Consider the following 21,111-nt stretch of genomic DNA (forward strand, 5'->3'; position numbering starts at 1 on the left):
CTGTCCTTGATAGAACACAACGAAACGCAGGGATCAGTGGTGCGCTCGGCTAGAGCGCAGAGGGAACCGCAAGCACAAAAACCATCCCTGATTTCTTTTCCAGTGCCGCTACGGGCGAGCGTCTGTCTGACGTTCGCGGGTCGCTGGCATATCGCCAGCCACGCAACCCTAGATCCGATTTCGCAGGCCTGCCAGAGAAAGCGCCGAACGGTCGTGCGCGGGACATTGACGGTAAACCGGGCGTGCTCGCTCAAGGCCTCCAAGCCTTTGAGCGGACACGGTTATCGGTAGGACAGAAAGGAGCACACAACGGATGGATTCATTGGCAATAAGCAATGCACCCGCCAGGCATATTCGAGCAGCGCTGTCCGGTGCTGGGCGAACTAATTGCCGTCGGCAACCTTGCGTTCGATCGCATCGGTCTTACGCTTGAGTTCCTCGGCCTCCTGTTCCTTGGTGCGGATCGAGGTTGGCGTAATCACCTCGTCCACGGCCCTGGTGTCGTCGTCGCCGTCCTGCAGATCGCGGCGAACGACATCCACCGGTTTGCCCGCCGCGTCGAGCGGTGGTGCGTTGTGAGGGGTTGCAGGCTTGCTGTCATCGGTACTTTTCATTTTTCATACCTCCATTGGCTTACCACGTTGGATACCACGACATGACGCGAGTTCGAGAAATTTCATCGGTGATCGGCGCGCTGCTCGGCGCCGGTTTGCTGCTGGCCGCCGAAATGGCATGCGCCGCCAGCTTCGATTGCGCCAAGGCCAAGGCTGCGGACGAAAAAGTGGTCTGCGCCAACCGCGCGCTGAACGATCTGGATGTGACCATGGGCGAGCTGTTCAGCCTCGACAAACGCTTGCTGCCGATGGGCGGGCGCGACGCCTTGATCGGCGAGCAACAGGCCTTTCTGAAAAGCCGCAAGGCCTGTGGCGCCAAGGTCGGTTGTCTGACGGATCTGTATCAGCGGCGGGTCGAGGCTCTGCGCAATATCATCGAGACGCGGGTGATGACGCAGGGGCCGTTCTGACCCGCTGCATGCCTTGAGTGACGGTCAGCTCATGCGGTCAGAGCAGGCTCCACGACACCCCGACATAAACCCCCAATCCTTCACCCGGCGTAGACCGCGCCGCGTCCTGGCCCTTGTCGTCATACCCCGGAGTGACCGTCGCGGCGTAGTGCTGGTTGGTCAGGTTGCGCAGGTCCAGCCAGGTTTGCCAGTCGTTTTTCGGCGCGTTGTAGCCGACGCTGGCGCCGAAAAGCGCGTAGGGATCGGCGTAGTAGCTGTTGGCGTAATCCACCGCGACTTTGGACACCAGTTGCGTATTGACCGCCGCGAAGAAGCCTTGCGGCCAGTCGTGGCGCAGTTCGCCCTGGTAGTAGTGCATCGGCAGGCCGGGCAGGCGGTTGTCGCCGAAACGCTCATCGTCGCGGTAATGGAAGTCGCTGAAGGTGTAAGCCTGGCGCAGGCTCAATTTGCGCCCGTCGGCGGCTGACCACAGGGTGCTTTGCAGGCTGGCTTCCACGCCTTGATGCACGGTGGGGCTGGCGTTGAGTTCGTAAGGCGTGACGGCGTTGGCGTCCGGCAGCACCGAAAGCAGTTCGTGGCGCACCTGCGCGTAGTACCACGCCAGGCTCCACTGGCCGATTGCGCTGTCGCCACGCCCGCCGAGTTCGAGGGTGGTGGCGGTCTGGTTTTGCAGTTTGATCGGGTCGCTCTGGGTGCCGGTCGCCGCACCGTTGCCGGCCGGGAAGCGGATGTTCGAGCTGTAGATCAGCGACCACGGATGCGGTGCCTCGACCGAACGGCTGAGGTTGCCGAACAGTTGCAGGTCCGGCGTGAGCTGATAGCGCAAGCCCAGGCGCGGTGCGTAGTCCCAGTCGCTCAGGCTGGTCTTGCCGCCGCTTTGCGGGTAGGTGACGGCGCTTTCGCGGCGGGTATAGATAGCGGCGAGACCGGTCGTCAGCCACAGGTCATCGGCGATTTCCAGGTCGTTGCCGACGTGCAGAACCGTGTCCGAACCCTGATAGGTGAAGTTACGCATGCGGGTGCCAGGCGCATAGCCGGCGGTGTTGCCGCTGGGGATGCGCACGAACTCGCTGGCGCCGTCATTGGGCAGGTGTTTGGTGGTGCGCAGGCCGACGGTGCTGCGGCTTTCCATACCGAAAATGCTGTCGCGGCGCTTGTAATCGAAGGTGCCGCTGACGTCGGTGTAGGCCACTTTCAGCCGGTTCGGGCCTTCGCGCAGGTCCATCGGGTAGTCGTGGTAGACCAGCCCGGTCTGAATGCTCGAATCATCATCGATGTAGTAGGTGGTCTTGTTGCCGATGAAGGTGCTGCCCGGTTGCTTGCGGCTGTCGTCGCGCGACACGTAGGCCGGGTTGGCCGCTCGCGGGTCGTGCTCGATCGAGTGCTTGGTCATGCGCCCGGCGAGGTCGTTGTCGGTCTGCCGGTAGCGGAAATAGAAACGGGTTTCCAGGTTCGGGTTGAAGCGATAGCCGAAATTGGCGATCACCCCCTGACTGTCGCTGGCGGTGTGATCCTGATAGCCGTCGGCGTTCGAATCGGTCAACGACACGTAGTAGTCGAAGTCGCCCAGCACCTGCCCGGAGCTGACCTGACGCTGCTGATAACCATGGCTGCCGGTGGCGTAGCGCACCTGCAATTTCGGCGCGTCGTAACCGGTGTGGCTGACGTAATCGATGGCACCGCCCAGCGCCAGAGCGCCCCGATCGAAGCCGTTGGCGCCGCGCAGCACCTCCACATGGTCGAGCCACAGCGGTTCGAGCAATTCGTAGGGCGTGCCGCCCGGGCCGGTCAGCGGCAGGCCGTCGAGCATGGTGTACAGCCCCGAAGCATGAGCGCCGGGTGCACGGTTGATTCCCGAGCCACGGATCGAGATCTTCACCCCTTCATTACCCGCCGACTGCGCGTAGACCCCCGGCTGATACGCCAACACGTCCTGATTGCTCGCCACCCGACCTTGCAGCGGCTGGCGCAGGTCGACCACGTTGGTGCCGCCGGGCACCTGCGCAAGGCGCGCCTCGGCCTCGGCCACGGAGGCATCGGCGCCGCTCTGTTCCTCGGCCGAAATCAGCACCTGGCCCAATTCCATGCCTTTGGGTTCCTCGGCCATGGCCGGGCAGGCGAGGGCGAGGCCCAACAGGGCAGTGGGCAGGGATTTTGACGCGGGCATCGAGGAACTCCAGACAGGAACGGGCAATGAACAGTGCGACGCAAGAAGGAACGATGGAAACACATGGCAATTTTGCTTTTTTGCCGGGGCGCGGGGCGCGGGGCGAGGCAAGCGGTGTGGCTGCTCAGATGACGGCACACAGAGCGGTAAACGCAGACGACTGGCGCTTTCGATGGCGGCCAGTCGCCCGGGTTGCCTGCGCGTCAGTCGCTGCGCAGGCAAGGATCAAGCAATTTTCAACGCCTGGAGAATGCCCAGCGATGTCTCGGCAAATGCCTGGGCCTGCTCAGTCAGTTCGGAAAGGTTTTCTGCGGCGGTGAGCAGCGGCTGATCACCTTTGAGCAGCGCTTCGCCTTGGGCACTGATGACGCCCCACGCCAACTCTGCCCATTCGCCTGGATGCGTCATGCCTTGCTTGAGCGCAATCAGGAACAACTGCTGGAAGCGGCCGACCGGCACGCCACCGCCGGTAACCGGGCTGGCCAGCACCTGAATGTTGCTGTTGAACAGCGCACGCTTGCACAGTTGCAGGTTGAGGGTGTTGCAACGCTCCTGCACCTGTCGTTCGGCGGCTTCGCTCTGGCACGGCGCAACAACGCCCATGCCAATCAGCACGGTGACGGCCTGCAACAGATCGTCATACGAAACGGAGCCGACCGCCATCAACAATTGCTGCAGGGTTTTCGGCTGGCAGGCGTTGGCGGCGAGCGCTGCGAGCACCGGACTGTAAATCTCCGCTTGCAGCGCAGCCTCGCCCGCCGGACCGGTCACCGTGCCCGGAATGCTTTCAACGGTCTGCAACAGGGCAAAGCGGGTCCTCAGCAGGCCGTCACGGTGCTCGGCGGCAGACAGCCGATTGGCGCCACGGATGTACAGATCCCGACGGAAATTCTGATTGACGAAGTAGTCACGCGCTTGCTCGCGCATGACCGGATGCTCGATGCCCTCGAGAAAGTCCATGCCTTCTGCGCTCAGGTTCAGCGGGGCCACAGTGTCCAGCGGCACGGCGGTCGCGGCGTAGTCCAGTTTGGCTGCGGTCATGGCGTCGACCACGTCAGTGAAATACATGCAGTTCCAGTCGCGGTTGAAATACTCATGGGCCACGTACTGACGATTCTGGCCCTTGATGCTGTTCAACTGGGCGCCCAGGCTCGGCGCTGCGTGAGCATATTTCGGATTGGCCGCCAGCAGCGCTTCGGAAAACTGCAGTGCGGCATCGATGCGTTTGGCCGGGCTGGTAGAAATCTGGCTGGCAAAGCGGTTGTGCAGGCTGAACAGATTGCGCAATGGCGCCGAAGGCGACCAGCCCGGGAAGCAGTTGTAGCTGACATACAACAGGCCCCCCGGCTTGAGGTGGCGACGGGCGAACTCGACGATCAGTTGCTGATTATCCCGGCTGACCCACGTCCAGATGCCATGCAGGCTGATGCTGTCGAACGCCGGCAGATCATCGCGGGCCAGCAGTTGCTCGAAACTGTCATCGTACAGCCGCGCCTGGCTGTTCCAGTCGTTGGCCAGAGCGATGGCATGCGCCGCCTGGGACGGCGTGAAGTCCGTGCCGACGTAGTTTCCCGGGTTGGCGGCGGCGTGGATGTTGATCGAGACGCCCTGACCGAAGCCCAGCTCGCAGTGATAGCCGCCGGCATTTTCCAGCGTGGCAAAGCCACGCAACAACAGACAAAAGCGCTGGAACACCGGGTTGATTTCCCGGCTGTACGAGTAGGTGTAGCCCTCGTCGGTGAAATACCCTTCGTTCCAGGCATTGCTCATGTGTACATCCTTTAGTTCGAGAGAAAGAGCCGCTCTTATAAGGGGTTGGCATTGCACACGACAAGCGGAAAAACACCTCGGCGGCTCTTACGATTGCAACGGCACGTACACGTCCGTTTGCCATTGCTCCTGCGGCGTCTGCGGATACACGCTCAGGTAATGGAAAAACAGCGGATGATCGCGCAATTCCTCGCCGCTGGTTGGCAGCCAGTCGCGGTAGATCGGGTAGATCGTTTCGCCGATGTGATCCGGTGAACCCACGTGTCGTACCACCACACAACGACCGCCGGGAATGACCATTTCGCGCACGCCGAACGTATTGGGTGTGACGGCCTGGTCAATCTCACCGCAAATGGCGAAGCGAAAATCCTCCGCGGGTGTGGTGTCGGGGTTGTTGTAGGGAATGCCGAAGGTGCGACTCGACGCCACGGGCGACTGCCCGCTGTGCATGCGCCACGCAATGAATCTCTGCACGCTTTGCTGAACCTCACCCGGCGAGCCGCAATGCTCAAGTGCGGCGACCCGTACGGTTGGGAAATCGATGATTCTGGTGTGCATGATGACGCTCCTGGAAAAGTGAGGGATGGCGAACACCGCATTCCAGGTCTGCCAGTTCGGCTGCTTCCTGAAGGCACTCGGCGTCATGCCGAAGTCGCGCCTGAACGCTCGGCTGAACGCTTCCGGACTCTCGAACCCGGCGTCAGACGCGGCGTCGAGTATCGAGTGCTCCGGTTGCGCGGCCAGCCGATGCGCCGCTCGGCGCAATCGCATCAGCTGCACGTAGCGCGAGACCGGCACGCCGACGAAGGCGCTGAATTGCCGATGGAAGTGAAACACCGAAAAGTTCGCCACCTGACTCAACGTACTCACCGACAAGTCGTCCTCGAGATGGGCCTCGATATAGGCGAGCACGGCGTTGAAGCGTCGGGTGTAGGCGAAGTGGATCGGCAGCTCGGACACGGGTTGGAAACTCCTGGGAAGTGCGGTCTGCGATAGCTTCTGCGTTTTCGACAGGGTCGCGCCTAGCCGCGTTTGCTCTATGCCTGTCGCCCGTGAGCTGCGTCTGCCAGTTGCCCGGTATCGACCCGCACAAACACCGAATCGCCAATCGCCGTCAGCACATCCCCGGCGTACACCTCGCAGATCACCCGCGTCTTGCGCCCGACGTCGCCCTCGACCTTGGCGCGCAAGGTCAGTGGCACGCCCATCGGTGTGGGTTTGATGAACTTGATGCCGAGGTTGCCGGTCACGCAGTCGATACGCGGCAGGCTGCCCGGTGCACGCTGTTCGTTGCGGTAGTGCCAGGCCATCGCCGTCCAGTTGGAATGGCAATCGACCAGCATCGCCAGCAAGCCGCCGTACACCAGATCCGGCCAGCCACAGTATTTGTCGTCCGGCAGGTGTTCGGCCATGACGTGCACGCCGTCTTCGTGCCAGAAGCTTTTCACGTGCAGCCCGTGCGGATTGCGGCCGCCGCAGCCGTAGCAGACGCCTTCGGGGGCGGCGAGGTCTTGCAGGGGAGTGTCGAAACAGGGCATGGGTCTGGTCATCCTGAAGAGGTGAGTCCGGTCAGGCGCAGGCGGTTGCGTCCGCCGCGCTTGGATTCGTAGAGTGCGGCATCGCCTTGCTCGATCAGTGCTGCGAGGCTGGCTGGCGGCTTGTTGAACAGGGTGGCGCCGATGCTCAGCGTCACCGGCTCCGAGGTCGGGAATGCCTGAATGGCGCTGCGCTGAAACTGATCGCGCAGGGTGTCGCCGAGGGCGACGATGCGTTCACTCGGCGCGTTATTCAGCAATATCACGAACTCGTCTCCGCCCAGTCGGGCGGCCAGTGCGCCGTCGGGTGATTCGGCACGGATCATCTCGCTCAAGGCCACCAGCAGGCGGTCGCCGGCAGTGTGGCCGTACTGGTCGTTGACCAGTTTGAAGTTGTCGATATCAATCAGCAGCAGCGCTCCGGGTTGCTGCGCAGAGACGTCCCTCAGCAGGCGCGGGGCGCGCACGTCGAGGGCGCGGCGGTTGAAAAGGGCGGTCAGCGGATCACGGGCGGCCAACCGGGCGATCTGCTCTTCACGCCGGTAGCGTTCGGTGCCGGTCATCGACAGCGCGATCAGCATGATCGCCATCGCGCCCTCGACCAGCGAGATCTGGATGATTTCGCCACGGAACGCGGCCAGATCGATCAGTGTCCCGGGGATCATCACCGTCAGGGCCTTGGCCACATAGAAAATACCGTGGCCCAGCAACACGTAGCGCAGTTGCACCGCGCCGACGCTCAGCGATTTGCCATGCGGACGCAGCAGCAGACTGGCCTTGAGCGTCGAGGCGGCCACCAGCAGCGAGTTGGCGGCCAGCATCACCTTCGACCACAGCGGCCCGTCCGGCAGCAGCAACATCACCAGCCAGGTGACGAAGATCAGGTACCAGGCCCGGGACAGCCGAATCCGGGTGAAGCGCGCCACCCCCAGCAGAAACAGGAAATGGGCGGTCACCAGCAGGCCGTTGGCGAACCAGATGCCGATCAGCAAAAAGCCGTTGCTGCGCAGCAGGGCCAAGGTGGAACCGACGGTAATCGTGGCGAAACCGGCGCTCCACAACAGCAGCGAAGGCTCACGAATACTGCGCCACTCGACCGCCAGGTAGAGCGCGGCAGCGGCCGCTAGAGCGATCGAGATGGTCAGCATCGTTGGTGGATCGAGCGGCATTTCTTGAAGAGCCTGTCTGAAGTTCGGTTAGACCGGCGATTGTAAGCGTTTGGGCCTGTTTTGGCAGGAACGGCGGCGTCTGCACGGGCAGGCGCCGCACGGTTTCGTTACTGGCTGGCGTCGAGCACCACGCGATAGCGCGCCTTGCCGCTGCGCAGATGGTCGACCGCCTCGTTGACCTTGCTCATGGGAAACATCTCGACCTGCGGCAGAATCTGATGCCGGGCGCAGAATTCGAGCATGGTTGCCATCGTCCCGGGCGAGCCGACCGGGGAGGCGGACAGGGATTTCTGCTGCGGGATCAGGTCGAACACATGCACCGGAATCGCGCTGGGCACGATGCCGACAAAATGCAGCCGGCCGTTGCCGCGCAGGGTGGCGAGCATCGCCGTCCAGTCAAGGTCGGCGTTGGCGCTGATCAGCAAGAAGTCCAGGGTACCGGCAATCGCTTTCAGCGCATTGCTGTCAGTCGAGGCGACCACGTTGTGCGCGCCCAGACGCCGGGCTTCGTCCTGTTTGTTCAACGACGAGGTAAACGCGGTGACTTCGCAGCCCCAGGCGTTGAGAAAGCGCAGCGCCAGATGACCGAGGCCGCCGATACCGACCACGCCGACGCGGTCGGTGGGTTTGACGCCGAACTGCAGCAACGGGTTGAACACGGTGGAGCCGGCGCAGAACAGCGGGCCGACCATGGCCGGATCAAGATTGGCGGGCACCGGAATTGCCCATGCCCAGTGCGAGCGCAAACGGTCAGCGAAGCCGCCGTGGCTGCCGATGATGGTCGGTTGGGCGGTGCCGCACAGCTGTTGTGAGCCGCTGATGCAGGATGAGCAGTGCATGCAACTGCCCTTGTACCAACCGATGCCGACGCGCTGGCCCAGTTCGAGACCGCGCACCTGCGGACCCACGCGCACGATTTTGCCGACCACCTCGTGGCCCGGCACGAACGGGTAGCGGCTGATGCCCCAGTCGTTGTCGATCAGTGACTGATCGGAGTGGCAGACGCCGCAGTATTCCACCGCGACTTCCACGTCTTCTGCGCCTAACGGGCCGGGGTCGTAGCTGTAGCGTTCCAGCGGGGCGCCGGCAGCGGTGGCGGCCCAGCCGTTGAAAGTTGCAGGTTCGGTGTTGCTCATGGGGACACCTCCGGTTCGACTGACGGGACATTGGCAGCCCGGCAAGTCTAGTCGGTCATGGCGCCGGCGCGAGCCAGGTGTCGATGACCCGTCGATCCAGTTCTTCCCAGTAGGCCATGCCCAATACCCGTGTGGTGTTCAACCCGCGCAGGTAGCCGCGCAGCTGATTGGCGGTGTCACGCTTGAGCTGCGCATCGGTGATGCCTTTGTCCAGCAACACGCTTTCGTACTGCACCAGATATTCGGCCACCCGCTCGCGAAAGTCGGGCAAGACCGCGTCGCGGATCAGGTCAAAGGTTCTCAAATCGGCTACCTCACTGTTGTTCTGGTCGTTGTGGATGAGTGTGTACCTGTCTTTATCGTGCGCAACTATCGCTAGAAGTAATAGTGACCATCACGAAACGCAAGTTCAGCTTTGTATGCAATAGGCGGAAAATTGCCTTCATTGAACACGCAGCTCAAGGAAATTGCGCGATGAAGACACTGACCCGACTGGCGCTGATCGCCCTGCTGATGGGCGGGGTGATGACCACCGCACCGTCTTTCGCAGACGACGCCTGTGCGTGTCATCTTCAACCGATCGCCGGCAGCGTCGCGACGTTGCAGCATTCGCAGAGCGTGGGTGTGCTGTACAGCGAAAACACCCGGGAAAACCTGCAGTACCTGACGCGTTACCACGACATGGCGCTGCACGGGGCCAAAGATGCGCTGGACTCGCAGATTCGCGCAGCCTTTGTGCGCAGTTCTGATCCGGAGCTGGCGATCGACTGGTTGCTCAGCTCGCTGCAGCGCCAGTTCATGTCAGTGACTGTCTACGACAACCTCGATGCGCTGATTCAGGCACATCCGGACATCGTGGTGAAACTCGACACCTTCAACCGCTTGCTGACCCAGCAGAACAGCCTGTTCGAAGCGCACTTCATCGCGCGTTTCTACGACGCCGACCTGCAGTACATCGGCAAGGCCGAAGGCTCCGTCGAGAAACAGATCCCGTCGGTCTGGGTACACGACAAGGCGGCGCATGAGATTGCCGCGCAGATCGAGAAACAACGTGACCTGCAACTCAATGCCTTGAAGCAGTTCGATGCCTCGCTCAAGGCGTTGGTGGCTTCAAGCTGAATACTCAAAAACATAAAGGGCAGAGGCGGCGCCGTGACGCTGAACCACTGCCAGTTGAACCGAACCTTTATTTTCAGGATTACACCGATGCGTTCTTTATTTGCCCCGACCCTGGCCGTTGCCACGTTGCTGCTCGCCGGTTGCGCTTCCGCGCCGAATGACCCGACGCTGACCTTGCAGACCAGCAAGACCCCGGCGCAGTACGCCGATTGCGTGGTGCCGAAGCTGCAGCTCAGTGCGCTGAACCCGACTGTCTCGCAAACGCAGCGCAGCTACCGGATCGTGGTACCGAGCAAAGTCTCGGCGGACAACGTGCTGGAAGCCTACAAGGCCGGCAGCGGCGGCAAGGTGTTCATCTACGAGCGCCACTTGCTGGCCTCCAACTTCCTGCCATCAAGCTTTGAACGCGCTGCCCAGGATTGCCTCTGACCCAGGCTTGCGAACTGTTTTAACCGCGCTCCTTTGGTTGGCCGCAACCAACCAATCCTTTGCCCCGCACCTCATTCGGTTGCGGGGCTTTTTTTTTCCCTGATTTTTTGCCGCTCAGGCGACGTCGATCACCACCTTGCCAATCGCCGTGCCCTGTTGCACCGCGTCGTGTGCCTGTCGCGCCTGGCTGAGGCTGAAGCGTTCAGCGTGCATCAACGGCTTGACCTTGCCTTCCTCGATCAACCGCGTGGCGTAACCGAGGATTTCCGCGTGGTGCTTGCGCCCGATCCCGGTGAGCATCGGCAGCAACACGAAAATCCCCGACAGAGTCGCACTGCGCAGCGAACCGGTGGCCAGGTTGTGGGTGCCGAACGCCGCGCAACTGCTGACGTGGCCGTAGAGGCGGATCGCTGCGAACGCATCATCCAGGCTCTGGCCGCCGACAGTGTCGTAGATCACGTCAAAACCCTTGCCGTCGGTGAATTGGTTTACGTACTGCTCGACCGGCACGCTTTTATAGTCGATGGCGGTGGCGCCGTAGCCTTCGACAATCGCACGTTTGCCCGGCGACACCGTGGCGAACACTTCAGCGCCCAAGGCCGCAGCAATTTGCACCGCCATGTGCCCGACACCGCCCGCGCCACCTTGCACCAACACCTTCTGACCGGCCTTGACGTGCGCGCGGTCGACCAGACCTTCCCACGCCGTGAGGAACACCAGCGGCACTGCTGCCGCCTCACGGAACCCGAGGTTCTTCGGCTTGAGCGCCACCAGGTCGGCATCCACCGCCAGGTATTCGGCCAGCGACCCCGACAGGCCGCGCACGCCGCCGACCATGCCGAACACCTCGTCGCCCACTGACAGATGGCTGACGTTGGCGCCGACCGCTTCAATCACGCCGGCCATGTCAGTTCCGAGAATCGCTGGCAGCTGCGGCATGGCGTACGGTGCGTTGCCGGTGCGGATCTTGTAGTCGATGGGGTTCACGCCACTGGCCACGATGCGCACCAGTACCTCGTTGGCTTGCGGCACCGGGCGTTCGATCTGTGCTTCGCGAAAGCTGTTGTCGGCGTAGTCATCAAGGATCAACGCGCGGATGGTGGATTGGCTCATTACAACGCCTCGCTGTCATTTCAAGGAAAGGGGCCATGGTGGAACCTGCTGCCGGATTTGTCGACCCGATGCGTTTGGCTGTTACTCAGCGTAGTCGGCCCGTTGCACAGCGGTAGCGGATTATGGTTGTATCGTACAACCATTTTTCAGAGGCGATTGGTCATGACGATTGCCCCAGCGTTGATCGAAGACATCCGCACGGCGTCGCGCACCATGGTGCGGGAACTGGGCTTCATGCGCGCCACGCTGGCAGCGACCGACTACTCCGCCTCGGGTGTCCACGCGTTGCTGGAAATCGAGGCAGGGGACGGTGTGAGCGCTGCGCAGTTGGCGCAAAGCCTGGGGCTGGACAAGTCGAGTGTCAGCCGCATGGTCGGCAAGCTGATCAAGGCCGGCGAGATCCAGGAGCGTGCCGCCGAGGACGCTCGCGTCAAGCGCTTGCAGCTGACGCCGCAAGGCCGGCAGACCGTCGCCGCCATTCACGCTTTCGGGCAGGCGCAGGTCAACAAGGCATTGCAGGCGCTCAATCCCTCGCAGCAACAGAGCGTGGCGCAAGGCCTCACGACCTACGCCCACGCCCTCAAGAGCATTCGCCTGGGCGCTGAACAGACACTCACGCCGAACCTGTCGATCAGCGCCGGCTACCGCCCGGGCCTGATTGGCCGCGTGGCGCAAATGCATGCCGATTACTACTCGCGGCATGCCGGTTTCGGCGCGATCTTCGAAAGCCGGGTCGCCAGTGGCGTGGCAGAGTTCGTCGGGCGCCTCGATCAGCCGTGCAACCAGATCTGGGTCGCGACCCTCAACGAGCGCATCGTCGGTTCGATCGCGATCGACGGGCAGGACCTGGGTCATCAGCAAGCGCATTTGCGCTGGTTCATCCTCGACGATGGTTGCCGCGGGTGCGGTGTCGGCCGGCAGCTGCTGAATGCGGCCGTGGCGTTTTGTGATCAGCAGGGTTTTGACGCCATTCAGCTCTGGACTTTCAAGGGCCTCGACGCCGCGCGCCGACTGTATGAAGCGTCCGGCTTCGAACTGAGCAAGGAAGAGCAGGGCAATCAGTGGGGCACGCTCGTGACAGAACAGCAGTTCACCCGCATCAGACCGCACGCAGCCGATTTACCCTGAAGGTTGATTCAGCGCCACCACGTAAGCGCTGAACATGTCCGCCAGGCCGTCGGCGAATGCGGTGATTTCCAGATCGGCGCGTGGGCTGGCGGAAAAATCCTTGCCCACCGAACTGAGCGTGGTCAGGATCAGTTCGCAGGCCGCCGCGCGCGTTGGCCCGCTGGCTTCGGGCAACAGTTGCGAGATGAACGCGGCGAAGATCTGCCGTCCTGCCGCGCGCACTTCGTGCGCTTCGGGGGCGTCGCGATACAGCGGCGCGGCATCGTTCAACGCGCCGCGCATCTGTGCCTCTTCACACTCCGAACGGACAAATGCCTGCACCAATGTGCGCAGGCGCAGAAGTGGTGGCTGCTCGAGATTTTCCAGAATCCGCTGCAGCATCTGCGTGGTGTGCAGCCACTCATCGCGCTGCAAACGGAACAGGATCGCGGCCTTGTTGGGGAAGTACTGATACAGCGAGCCGATGCTCACACCGGCCTTTTCCGCGACCCGTGCGGTGGTGAATCGGGTGGCGCCATGCTCGGTCAAAACCTGAACAGCCGCCTGCAGAATCGCCGCGACCAGATCGGTGGAGCGTGCCTGCTGCGGCTGTTTGCGTGAGGAAATACGGGCGGTCTGGCGATTGCTCATTGGCGGCTCGGGCCTCGGGGGAAACGCGAATAGCGGATCGGGTGAATCACTCGCATCATTTAAATGCGACGAATTGCTCGCATCTTAATCCCCTGTTGACGGAAAGCAATCATGACAACCCTGACCACTGAACCACTGGCGAGCCTGATCGAACGCCTCTACAACCAGGCCAGCGCCGCCACCAGTCCGCTGCTGGAAACGGTATCCGGCGCGGAGCGCGAACGCCTGATGCACAGCAAGACCGAGTACCTGAAGCTCTACGCAATGCTCAAGGACTTGTGGCTGCCGGTCTCCCGTGACACCGGCAAGCTGTTGTACATGTTGGCGCGCAATGCCAGGGCCAAGGCGATTGTCGAGTTCGGCACCTCGTTCGGCCTGTCGACCCTGCACCTGGCGGCGGCGCTGCGCGACAACGGTGGCGGCGTGTTGATCGGCAGCGAATTCGAACCGCAGAAAATCGCCCTGGCGCGTCATCACTTCGTCGAAGGCGGCGTCAGCGACTTGGTGCAGATCCGTGAAGGCGACGCACTCGTCACCCTCGCCAGCGACCTGCCGCCTTCAGTTGATCTGCTCCTGCTCGATGGCGCCAAAGCGTTGTATGGCGACGTGTTGAACCTGGTGGAAAAACACCTGAAACCGGGCGCGCTGGTGGTGGCGGATAACACCAACTATTGCCCGGAGTACCTGGCTTACGTGCGCGCACCGCAGAACGGTTACCTGTCCGTGCCGTTTGCCGACGACATCGAACTGTCGATGCGCTTGGGTTGAGGCAGGGTTCTGCGAGCGGGCAAGCGTCTACAAACGCATGCCCATTTCAAAGGCGCGGGGTTCAAATCCGAACTCCGCATACATCCGCGCGGCACGGCTATTGAACGGCCAGACGGTCAAACGCAGATCCTGAGCATCCTGTTCGACTGCCCAGTTTTTCACGAGCGCCATCAGCCCGCGCCCTATGCCTTTGCCCGAAAACGGTTCGGCGACACACACCGAGCCGATGCGCACAACGTTTTGCGGCTGCATCAATGGCCCTGAGCTGGCCGACAGGCTGGCGGTGATAAACGCCACCGCTTGGTCATCGACACTGGCGATGAAAACAACATGGCCCGGCTTCTCGAAAAGGCCTGACCAGTGAGGCAGATCGCGGGAAAACTCCACGGTGGCCGGGGCATAAATGTCGGGGCGGGCCGTGTGGTGCACCTCATTGAGCAGTTGGCCCAGCTCACACATGCTCAGTGCGTCTTCGACCGTCGCAGTTCGGTAAGTGATGGTTTCATCCATGGGGTGCAGCGCTCCTTGATGGCGTGGTTGCCTCGAAAGGCTCGGGCTTTTGTCTCACAGACGGGAAGGTATTCCAATGGGGAAATCGGTGATGAAACCGACTACATGAACAATCGCGTCGTGCTTACCATGAGTATCGTTTCGATGGGAGCCACCTCCGGGAGACGGATTATCTGGTTGCCAAAGCGCTTCGGGCATTTTTCCATCGAGATACTGCAAGAGAAAACGCTGGAGGCCTTTGTCGAGGCTGCGTTTATCTGAGAATTCGCGGATCCCGGTCGGGCCGAGCAGGGGACGACATTAGTTGCCGCCCCCGCTGACTGACAATCGCATTAGCAAGTTACTGCTTGGGCTGCCAGGCCGTAGAACCCGCTGCCGCCTTGAACTTCGCACGATTCTGCGCGGTGGCCGGTGGTTCCGAGTCGCCGAAAATCGCTTTGAGCCAGTGCCCATCGGTCGGGTTCGGGAAAATAATGAACTTGCGCCCGAACTGCTCCTTGTCCTCGGTCATCAGGCTGGTGCGCTGTTTGACGTCTGCAACGTAGTACTTGCGCTTGAAGTCGTTGAGGTTGTCACCGAGCATCACCACCACATCGTAATCCTTGGCGATCTCCTGTTGACGCGGCTCCTTGTTGGAGCTGTCACGGTAAACCGTCAGGTGTTTCTCGTCGGCCACCGGCAGGTTGTTTTTGCGCAGGTTCGCCAAGGCGTATTCATAGGTTTTTTCACCCTGGTCGCGGCTGGTGACGTAAAAAATCTCAACGCCTTTGGATTGCGCATAGCTGAGGAAGTCCACCGCACCGGGCGTGGCAACCGGGCCATTGTCAGCCACCCATTGGTCCCAGGCCGCGTCGTCGAAAAACTCCTTGTCGGCATTGATCATGTAGCCCCAATAGCTGTTGCTGCTGAGCACGGTGTCGTCGACATCGCTGATGATCGCCAATGGTCTATCGCCCGGCTTGTGCGCCTGCAGCGCTCGATCCAGTTGCATTCGGGCGATGTTGAACCCTTGGTAATAAAGCGCCTCGAACTCGGCGGCGGTCTGCTTCCAGGCGACGGCGGCGGTCAGAAGATTCGATGGCGGGCTGGCGGCTTCTTCGGCAAAGGCGGGAGCGCCATGCAGCATCAGTAGAGAGAGGAACAAGGGGGAGATCTGGTTTATTTTTATTTTCACGTTTGAGCCCTTAAAACACGGATTGAGCCACTGCGGCCAATGCTGCCAAGGTGTTCTATCTCAGCCGGGATTCGGGCTCAACGTGGGTGTCGCGTTTGTGGACTAATCGGGCGTAATTCCTGTCATTTGTTTGTAATAAAGGCTGGAGATGGTGTTCATTTGAGTAATCGGCAATAGCGTCCATGGTGTGGCCCTCCAATTGAAGCGGACGATGCTGGCGCTGTAGCGTTGGTCATGTTCAGTGTTTGCATACGGTGGTTTTCTGCTGTTAATGGCTGACGGCTTTCGGCTGTGGCCGGGGGCAACGTTATCAATCATGCGCCCTGAACCTATGGCTCGACAAAATAACGGCTGGGCACTTCCCCCAGCAATTGCTTGAACACCGTCGCGAAAGCACTTGAGCTGCTGTAACCCAACGCCAGGGCGACTTGTGTCACCGGCTGACCTTTGCCTAGCTGGACAATCGCTGCGAGCAGGCAGGCTTGCTGTCGCCATTCGATGTAGCTGATCCCGGTATGCAGCCGAAAATGCCGGGTGAAGGTCCGGCGACTCATTGCGGCGCGCAGGGCCATATCGTCGACGCTCACCTCCAGCGAAGGTTGGGCCAGAAACTCACGACAGACCCTCGCAAGACGCGGGTCTGTCGGCAGCGGGGCATTGAGGGACAGCGCGGGCATGTCGGCAATTTCGTGCAGCAGCAATCCCATCAAATGACCGTCACGTCCCTGAATGGAGTATCGCGGGGGCACATCGATGGCCTTCAACAACAACTGGCGCAACAACGGCGAGACGTCCAGCACCTGACATTGCTCCGGCAGGCCCAGTCGGCGAGCCGCGTGTTTGCGGATATAGGTGTTGTGCAGGGTGACCGGGCCGCGCATCTGCATGGAGTGGGGGAGTTGCGCCGGAACCCAGATGCCGCGTTGGGGTGGCACGACCCAGTTGCCGTCATCGGTAAACACGGTGATGACACCACTGGCGGCGTACGCAAACTGACCACGTTGATGGTCATGGCGCGGGAACAGTGCGCCGTCGGCGTAGTCGCGCGCCGTCACGACGGCATCGCGCGCAATATTCTGATAGGTATCCTGGATTGTTTCTCGCATGGCCCGATTCTAATGAAAGTTGGCCTGCCACGGAAAGCAGGCCAGATCGATTGCCTGCATATTTCTCTGCGCACGAGCATTTCCGCTGTGCGTCGAGAAAGACTGAATATGCAGAAAAAACATGTATTACTCGCCGTGTTGGTAACGGCTGTCTGGGGATTGAATTTCCCCGTGACAAAGCTTGGGCTTGCCGGCATCGACCCGCTGCTATTGACCGCGATGCGTTTTGCGCTGGCTGCCTTGCCTTGGGTGTTTTTCGTCAAACGGCCGCGCGTTGCCTTGCGCTGGCTGGCCGCCTACGGGCTGATTTTTGGCGTGGCGATGTGGGCGTTGATCAACGTCGGAATCGCTTGGGGCGTGCCACCCGGCACTGCGTCGCTGCTGATCCAGTGCAGCGCATTTTTCACTTTGGGCTGGGGAGTGATTTTTTTCGGTGAGCGTCTGCGGCGGGCGCAATGGGTCGGGAGCGTGCTGGCAGCCGCAGGGTTGCTCGGGATCGTGGTGAGCAGCCCCGGCGATGCATCGAGGGCCGGTGTGGCGCTGGTCATCGGTAGCGCAATGGCATGGAGTATCGGCAACGTTGTGATCAAGGTCTCGAAGGTCCGTGAGATCTTCGCCTTCGTGGTGTGGGCCAGCCTGTTTCCGCCGATTCCGCTGCTGTTGCTGACGTGGTTGTTGCATGGCTCGGCGCCGTTCAGCGCGCTGCCTTCACAGTTCAATGCAATGACCTTGTTTTCACTGGCTTTCCAGGTCTACGCCGCGACGCATTTCAGTTACTGGGGCTGGAACCTGTTGTTGCGTGAATACCCGATGTCGCGGGTAGCACCGTTGTCACTGTTGATTCCGGTGTTTGGCATCTTCAGTTCGATGGCGATCCTCGGCCAGCATCCAGGTGCCACTGATTGGCTGTTGATCATGCTGGTGCTGTTGGCGATTGCCATAAGTTCGGGGCATTTGCAGGTATTGGCGTTGCGCCTGAACGGCGGCAGATGAGGTGCCAGGTGGATCGGGTTTCGAGGCCTTGGCCCGTTGCGGCAAGAGCCTGGGCAGAGAGTGGCTGGTGCGTAGCCTTGAGCACGCACCCTGCCTGATGGATATCCCGCTCAAAGCGCCGCATAGACCAGCGATGAGAGCCGGCCAGGGCGCGGATCAATCATCGAATGGCTGCCCGAGGTCGTGGTAACGAAACCAAAGCTCACTTGCTTTTCGGGGTCGGCAAAACTTATCGGGCCACCCAGGCCGATATGACCAAAGGTGTCCGGGCCCATGGCGTGGGAAGCTGTCGGGTCGATTTGCTGTTCCAGCATGCAGCCTAATCCATAACGCATTGGGCGCATCCATACCCGATCCATGCCATGACTGTGCTCTTGAGTGAATTCGCTGAGCAGTTCGCGACCGATAAAGCGTCCGGCCAGCAATGCGCTGTAGAAACCGGCGAGGCCATGAGCGGTGCCGTGACCACACACAGCCGGCTGACGGTAGGCCCACCAGCGAGGATCACTGGTTCGTCGAGGCACCATCCCGGGGTTGGTGAAGGCGAGTGTCGCGACATGTGCTGGCTGGTTTTTCAGCACGGTTCGCAAGGCTTGCGAGTACGGATCACCAACGCGTCCCGTGGCACTGTCGAAACGAGCAATTCGATGAAAGTCCTGGTCGTCCACGCCAAGGTGAACGTCGAGTTCATGGGGGGCCAGAATCTCTTCGTGGATGAAGACACAGGGATCTCGTCCGTCCACCCGACGAATCAACTCACCAAGAATCCAGCCAAAGGTGGTGGTGCCGTACCCCAGGTCTGTTCCTGCTTCCCACCAAAGCGGCTCGGCCGCGAGGATCCGCACCATATGCTCCCAGTCATACATCATGGGGTTATGGTCGGGTGCGCGCAGTGCCGGCAGGCCCGCAGTGTGGTTCATCACCTGACGCAGGGTGACCCTGGCTTTGCCGTTTTGGGCAAACTCCGGCCAGTAGCGGGCCACAGGCGCATCCAGTTCGAGCTTGCCGGCCTCGACCAACATCAGAATGGCCACCGCAACATAGGGTTTTACAACGCAAAAGGTATTGGCCAGCGTATCGCGGGCCCAGGGCTTCTTGCCCTCCTGATCGGCCATGCCGGCCCACAGGTCGACAACCATTTCTCCGCCGACCTGCACGCAGAGCCCGGCCCCGCGCTCTTGAGGATCATCAAACATGTCTTCGAAGGCTTGCTTGACCGCTTCGAACTGCTTGGCACACATCCCTTGCGCTTTCATCCCTCGAGTTCCTCCTATTTGAAGTGCTTCAAACAATTAGTGTTTGTTGGGAAATTCACCCCCGCGACCGAGTGTGAGAGTGATCCATGGAGAAGCGGTTCGCACGCTTGTAGGTGCCGAAGTCATTGAATCTGACACCTGCCTCGGCCATGACTTTATGAGCATAAGGTGCCGTCATCTGACGAAGATAGAACGGGTCTCTCACCACGAAGTGGTGAATGCTGTGAGTGCTGCCAAAGTTGAAACAGAACAGCTGAAACGGCCACAACCACCAAGGATTCATTACTTGGGTTTGTTGTAGCGCATTGCGTGGGGCAACATCGCCGTAGTAGTGCATGTTTGAGCTTATAAAGAACAGGCAGAACTGCCGTATCATGTTTGGGGCGATCAGAATAACAACTACGCTATTGATGATGTTCATTAACGTCAGCGTCGCAGCAGAGCTATGGATTTCCTGTCCAATGATCGAGCCAAGCCAGACATACAGATGGTAGCCGAGGAACAGATACCAGCATCCCCAATATAAAAGACCGAACGGTGTATTGAGGCGGATAATCTTGCCCAACAATTTTACCTTTTGCCGCCATCCCGGAGCAAAAACTGCATTTAGAAAACCAAATACAAATCCATCCATGAGTTTCAATAACCGAAGTATTCCCCACGGATTGCCACTGGTGGTGATCCACGCCTCGACATCCGTCTCGGTTCCGGATTCCTTGTGATGATGAAAGTGCAAATTGCGCCTTAGCCACGGACTGGGCATTCCCGGCCGGGCCAGCCAGCACAAAAACATCATGGCATTGTGCGCAAGCGGCTGTTTTCTGAAGTAAAGACGATGAATCAAATCATGTTCGATTTCATGAATGAACGAAGTCAGCAGCGCATTGACCAGAATACACAGCCATCCGGGGATAAAACCCTCCAGGTAGAGGCCACCCGTGACGACCATCCCTATCAGGGAAAACGCCATGACGCTCGCACCAAGAGCATTCTGATACTGCAGGACCGGATAACGCTTGCGTAGATAATTGCCATGTTCGGTAATGCGCCTGGTTACATTCTCGATCTTTTCCTGATCGGTATCAGGGCGTTCAAGTGGGCTGGTGTTTTCCATGACATTCATTTATTCATCCTCTGTTTGCGCCGGGGAGTTACCCGTCCCGTCAAGCCGGTCACGTCAATTGTTCGAGCGATAAAACATCAGGTGCTAAAAAACACCGCGCAAAGTGCGTGCGCGCTATTCAATAAGTGCCAAATCGACGGCATTCCAAAAAGCTTGCTAGAATCATTTCGGGTTTTGAAATGATAAGGCAAGTACCCGTCTTTGCAACTGTGTATTTTGGGTGGGTCAAGTGTTACAGGTGTTGTGTAATTATTTGATTATTTAGTTACAGTTTGTACAAATATAAAATGCATGCGTACAAGTATTGCCAAGGAGGCACCATGAGATTGCACCGCATAAAATATTTCCGGCTGTCTCTACAACCGTCCGAGGACAACACAGAGAAAATCAGCCGTCATGATGTATTTGACGCAATGTTTTTCGATGAGCTTGCCGACAATTCCGTGAATCGCGCAGGCCTTCAAAGGCTGATTCGTTACGTGCAATGCGGAGACACCGTGGTGGTGGACAGCATGGCATCGCTCACCTCCAGCACCGAACAGTTGTGCAGCATCATTCGGCAGATGATGGAAAAACAGGTAACGCTCGAGTTTCTGAATGAAAGCCTGATTTTTCGCCATGACTGTCTTGAAGTGGTGGAGCCCATCATTGCCGTCATGGAGCAGCTCGCAGAGTTCGAGCGTGCGGCGACCAGGGAAAAACAGGCCGCAGGAATTGCTACCGCAAAGAGTCGGGGGTCCTACAGAGGCCGCAAGAAAAAACTGTCTGACAGTCAGGTTGTCAGTTTGATTGGCCGAGCCAGCAACGGGGAAAGCAAATCCAGATTGGCACGTGATTTTGATATCAGTCGTCAGACGCTTTATCGGTACTTGAAACCTACCTAGAGTCTTTTCGGCAATGCGGGCCATTCATCAACCCGGCTTCGGAAACTAGCTAAGCAAGTTAGCTATATGTTAGCTTG

Annotated in this window: 22 protein-coding genes and 1 pseudogene; 8 read left to right on the forward strand and 15 right to left on the reverse strand. The window is 60.1% G+C overall.

Annotation, left to right across the window (positions count from 1 at the left end; all coding sequences use genetic code 11):
* Positions 1–383: 383 nt before the first annotated feature.
* Positions 384–614: a hypothetical protein gene (locus AC0J41_RS10025; RefSeq protein WP_473015388.1), complete on the reverse strand. Its 231-nt coding sequence runs from the start codon at positions 612–614 to the stop codon at positions 384–386.
* Between the two features lie 41 nt (positions 615–655).
* On the opposite strand from AC0J41_RS10025, the gene AC0J41_RS10030 reads away from it, so the two are divergent.
* On the forward strand, positions 656–1,024 hold the full coding sequence (locus AC0J41_RS10030) for a lysozyme inhibitor LprI family protein (RefSeq protein WP_473015389.1): 369 nt from the start codon (positions 656–658) through the stop codon (positions 1,022–1,024).
* A gap of 37 nt (positions 1,025–1,061) precedes the next feature.
* Here the strand turns inward: AC0J41_RS10030 and AC0J41_RS10035 are convergent, their stop codons facing one another.
* The 7 genes from AC0J41_RS10035 to AC0J41_RS10065 all read right to left on the reverse strand — a co-directional run bounded on the left by AC0J41_RS10035 (position 1,062) and on the right by AC0J41_RS10065 (position 9,105).
* Positions 1,062–3,191: a TonB-dependent receptor family protein gene (locus AC0J41_RS10035; RefSeq protein WP_473015391.1), complete on the reverse strand. Its 2,130-nt coding sequence runs from the start codon at positions 3,189–3,191 to the stop codon at positions 1,062–1,064.
* A 225-nt stretch (positions 3,192–3,416) separates the two neighbouring features.
* On the reverse strand, positions 3,417–4,961 hold the full coding sequence (locus AC0J41_RS10040) for a methyltransferase regulatory domain-containing protein (protein ID WP_473015392.1): 1,545 nt from the start codon (positions 4,959–4,961) through the stop codon (positions 3,417–3,419).
* A gap of 87 nt (positions 4,962–5,048) precedes the next feature.
* Positions 5,049–5,912 (reverse strand): AraC family transcriptional regulator, encoded by an 864-nt coding sequence (locus AC0J41_RS10045; RefSeq protein WP_371262581.1) that lies wholly within the window; start codon positions 5,910–5,912, stop codon positions 5,049–5,051.
* Between the two features lie 86 nt (positions 5,913–5,998).
* On the reverse strand, positions 5,999–6,499 hold the full coding sequence (locus AC0J41_RS10050) for a PaaI family thioesterase (protein ID WP_473015394.1): 501 nt from the start codon (positions 6,497–6,499) through the stop codon (positions 5,999–6,001).
* 8 nt (positions 6,500–6,507) lie between these two features.
* On the reverse strand, positions 6,508–7,665 hold the full coding sequence (locus AC0J41_RS10055; RefSeq protein WP_473015395.1) for a GGDEF domain-containing protein: 1,158 nt from the start codon (positions 7,663–7,665) through the stop codon (positions 6,508–6,510).
* Positions 7,666–7,772: 107 nt separating this feature from the next.
* On the reverse strand, positions 7,773–8,801 hold the full coding sequence (gene ahr / locus AC0J41_RS10060; RefSeq protein ID WP_473015397.1) for an NADPH-dependent aldehyde reductase Ahr: 1,029 nt from the start codon (positions 8,799–8,801) through the stop codon (positions 7,773–7,775).
* Positions 8,802–8,856: 55 nt separating this feature from the next.
* Positions 8,857–9,105, reverse strand: coding sequence for a hypothetical protein (locus tag AC0J41_RS10065; RefSeq protein ID WP_473015398.1), 249 nt, complete (start codon positions 9,103–9,105; stop codon positions 8,857–8,859).
* A 170-nt stretch (positions 9,106–9,275) separates the two neighbouring features.
* Here AC0J41_RS10065 and AC0J41_RS10070 point away from each other — a divergent pair, with 170 nt between their 5' ends.
* Together AC0J41_RS10070 and AC0J41_RS10075 are read left to right on the forward strand one after the other, a co-directional pair.
* Positions 9,276–9,920, forward strand: a complete 645-nt coding sequence (locus AC0J41_RS10070; protein WP_025111566.1) for a hypothetical protein — start codon at positions 9,276–9,278, stop codon at positions 9,918–9,920.
* 87 nt (positions 9,921–10,007) lie between these two features.
* The gene (locus AC0J41_RS10075) at positions 10,008–10,349 is read left to right on the forward strand and encodes a hypothetical protein (protein ID WP_025111567.1); all 342 of its coding nucleotides are present in this window, start codon (positions 10,008–10,010) and stop codon (positions 10,347–10,349) included.
* A 114-nt stretch (positions 10,350–10,463) separates the two neighbouring features.
* Here AC0J41_RS10075 and AC0J41_RS10080 read toward each other — a convergent pair whose 3' ends face one another.
* Positions 10,464–11,462: a zinc-dependent alcohol dehydrogenase family protein gene (locus tag AC0J41_RS10080; RefSeq protein WP_473015400.1), complete on the reverse strand. Its 999-nt coding sequence runs from the start codon at positions 11,460–11,462 to the stop codon at positions 10,464–10,466.
* A 162-nt stretch (positions 11,463–11,624) separates the two neighbouring features.
* On the opposite strand from AC0J41_RS10080, the gene AC0J41_RS10085 reads away from it, so the two are divergent.
* Entirely contained in the window at positions 11,625–12,590 is a 966-nt protein-coding gene (locus AC0J41_RS10085) for a bifunctional helix-turn-helix transcriptional regulator/GNAT family N-acetyltransferase (protein WP_473015402.1), read from the forward strand.
* Here the strand turns inward: AC0J41_RS10085 and AC0J41_RS10090 are convergent.
* Positions 12,582–13,220, reverse strand: coding sequence for a TetR/AcrR family transcriptional regulator (locus AC0J41_RS10090; protein ID WP_473015403.1), 639 nt, complete (start codon positions 13,218–13,220; stop codon positions 12,582–12,584). The two genes, AC0J41_RS10085 and AC0J41_RS10090, sit on opposite strands and share 9 nt — an antisense overlap.
* A gap of 111 nt (positions 13,221–13,331) precedes the next feature.
* On the opposite strand from AC0J41_RS10090, the gene AC0J41_RS10095 reads away from it, so the two are divergent.
* Positions 13,332–13,988, forward strand: a complete 657-nt coding sequence (locus AC0J41_RS10095; RefSeq protein WP_473015404.1) for an O-methyltransferase — start codon at positions 13,332–13,334, stop codon at positions 13,986–13,988.
* Between the two features lie 27 nt (positions 13,989–14,015).
* On the opposite strand, the gene AC0J41_RS10100 is transcribed toward AC0J41_RS10095, so the two are convergent.
* Positions 14,016–14,498 (reverse strand): GNAT family N-acetyltransferase, encoded by a 483-nt coding sequence (locus AC0J41_RS10100; RefSeq protein ID WP_473015405.1) that lies wholly within the window; start codon positions 14,496–14,498, stop codon positions 14,016–14,018.
* 156 nt (positions 14,499–14,654) lie between these two features.
* Here AC0J41_RS10100 and AC0J41_RS10105 point away from each other — a divergent pair.
* A pseudogene (locus tag AC0J41_RS10105) lies at positions 14,655–14,759 on the forward strand (VOC family protein); the annotation flags it as partial.
* 79 nt (positions 14,760–14,838) lie between these two features.
* Here AC0J41_RS10105 and AC0J41_RS10110 read toward each other — a convergent pair.
* A complete protein-coding gene (locus tag AC0J41_RS10110; protein WP_473015982.1) occupies positions 14,839–15,624 on the reverse strand; it encodes a 5'-nucleotidase, lipoprotein e(P4) family in 786 nt (261 codons plus the stop codon).
* Between the two features lie 377 nt (positions 15,625–16,001).
* The gene (locus tag AC0J41_RS10115) at positions 16,002–16,778 is read right to left on the reverse strand and encodes an AraC family ligand binding domain-containing protein (protein WP_473015406.1); all 777 of its coding nucleotides are present in this window, start codon (positions 16,776–16,778) and stop codon (positions 16,002–16,004) included.
* A 108-nt stretch (positions 16,779–16,886) separates the two neighbouring features.
* Between AC0J41_RS10115 and AC0J41_RS10120 the strand changes: the two genes are divergently transcribed.
* Positions 16,887–17,771, forward strand: coding sequence for an EamA family transporter (locus AC0J41_RS10120; RefSeq protein ID WP_473015407.1), 885 nt, complete (start codon positions 16,887–16,889; stop codon positions 17,769–17,771).
* Between the two features lie 110 nt (positions 17,772–17,881).
* Here the strand turns inward: AC0J41_RS10120 and AC0J41_RS10125 are convergent, their stop codons facing one another.
* A complete protein-coding gene (locus AC0J41_RS10125; RefSeq protein ID WP_473015408.1) occupies positions 17,882–19,027 on the reverse strand; it encodes a serine hydrolase domain-containing protein in 1,146 nt (381 codons plus the stop codon).
* 55 nt (positions 19,028–19,082) lie between these two features.
* Positions 19,083–20,150, reverse strand: a complete 1,068-nt coding sequence (locus AC0J41_RS10130) for a fatty acid desaturase (RefSeq protein ID WP_473015409.1) — start codon at positions 20,148–20,150, stop codon at positions 19,083–19,085.
* Positions 20,151–20,470: 320 nt separating this feature from the next.
* On the opposite strand from AC0J41_RS10130, the gene AC0J41_RS10135 reads away from it, so the two are divergent.
* Positions 20,471–21,034 (forward strand): recombinase family protein, encoded by a 564-nt coding sequence (locus AC0J41_RS10135; RefSeq protein WP_473015411.1) that lies wholly within the window; start codon positions 20,471–20,473, stop codon positions 21,032–21,034.
* Positions 21,035–21,111: the final 77 nt, after the last annotated feature.

The sequence above is a fragment of the Pseudomonas sp. Arb-4-2C genome (assembly GCF_055755015.1).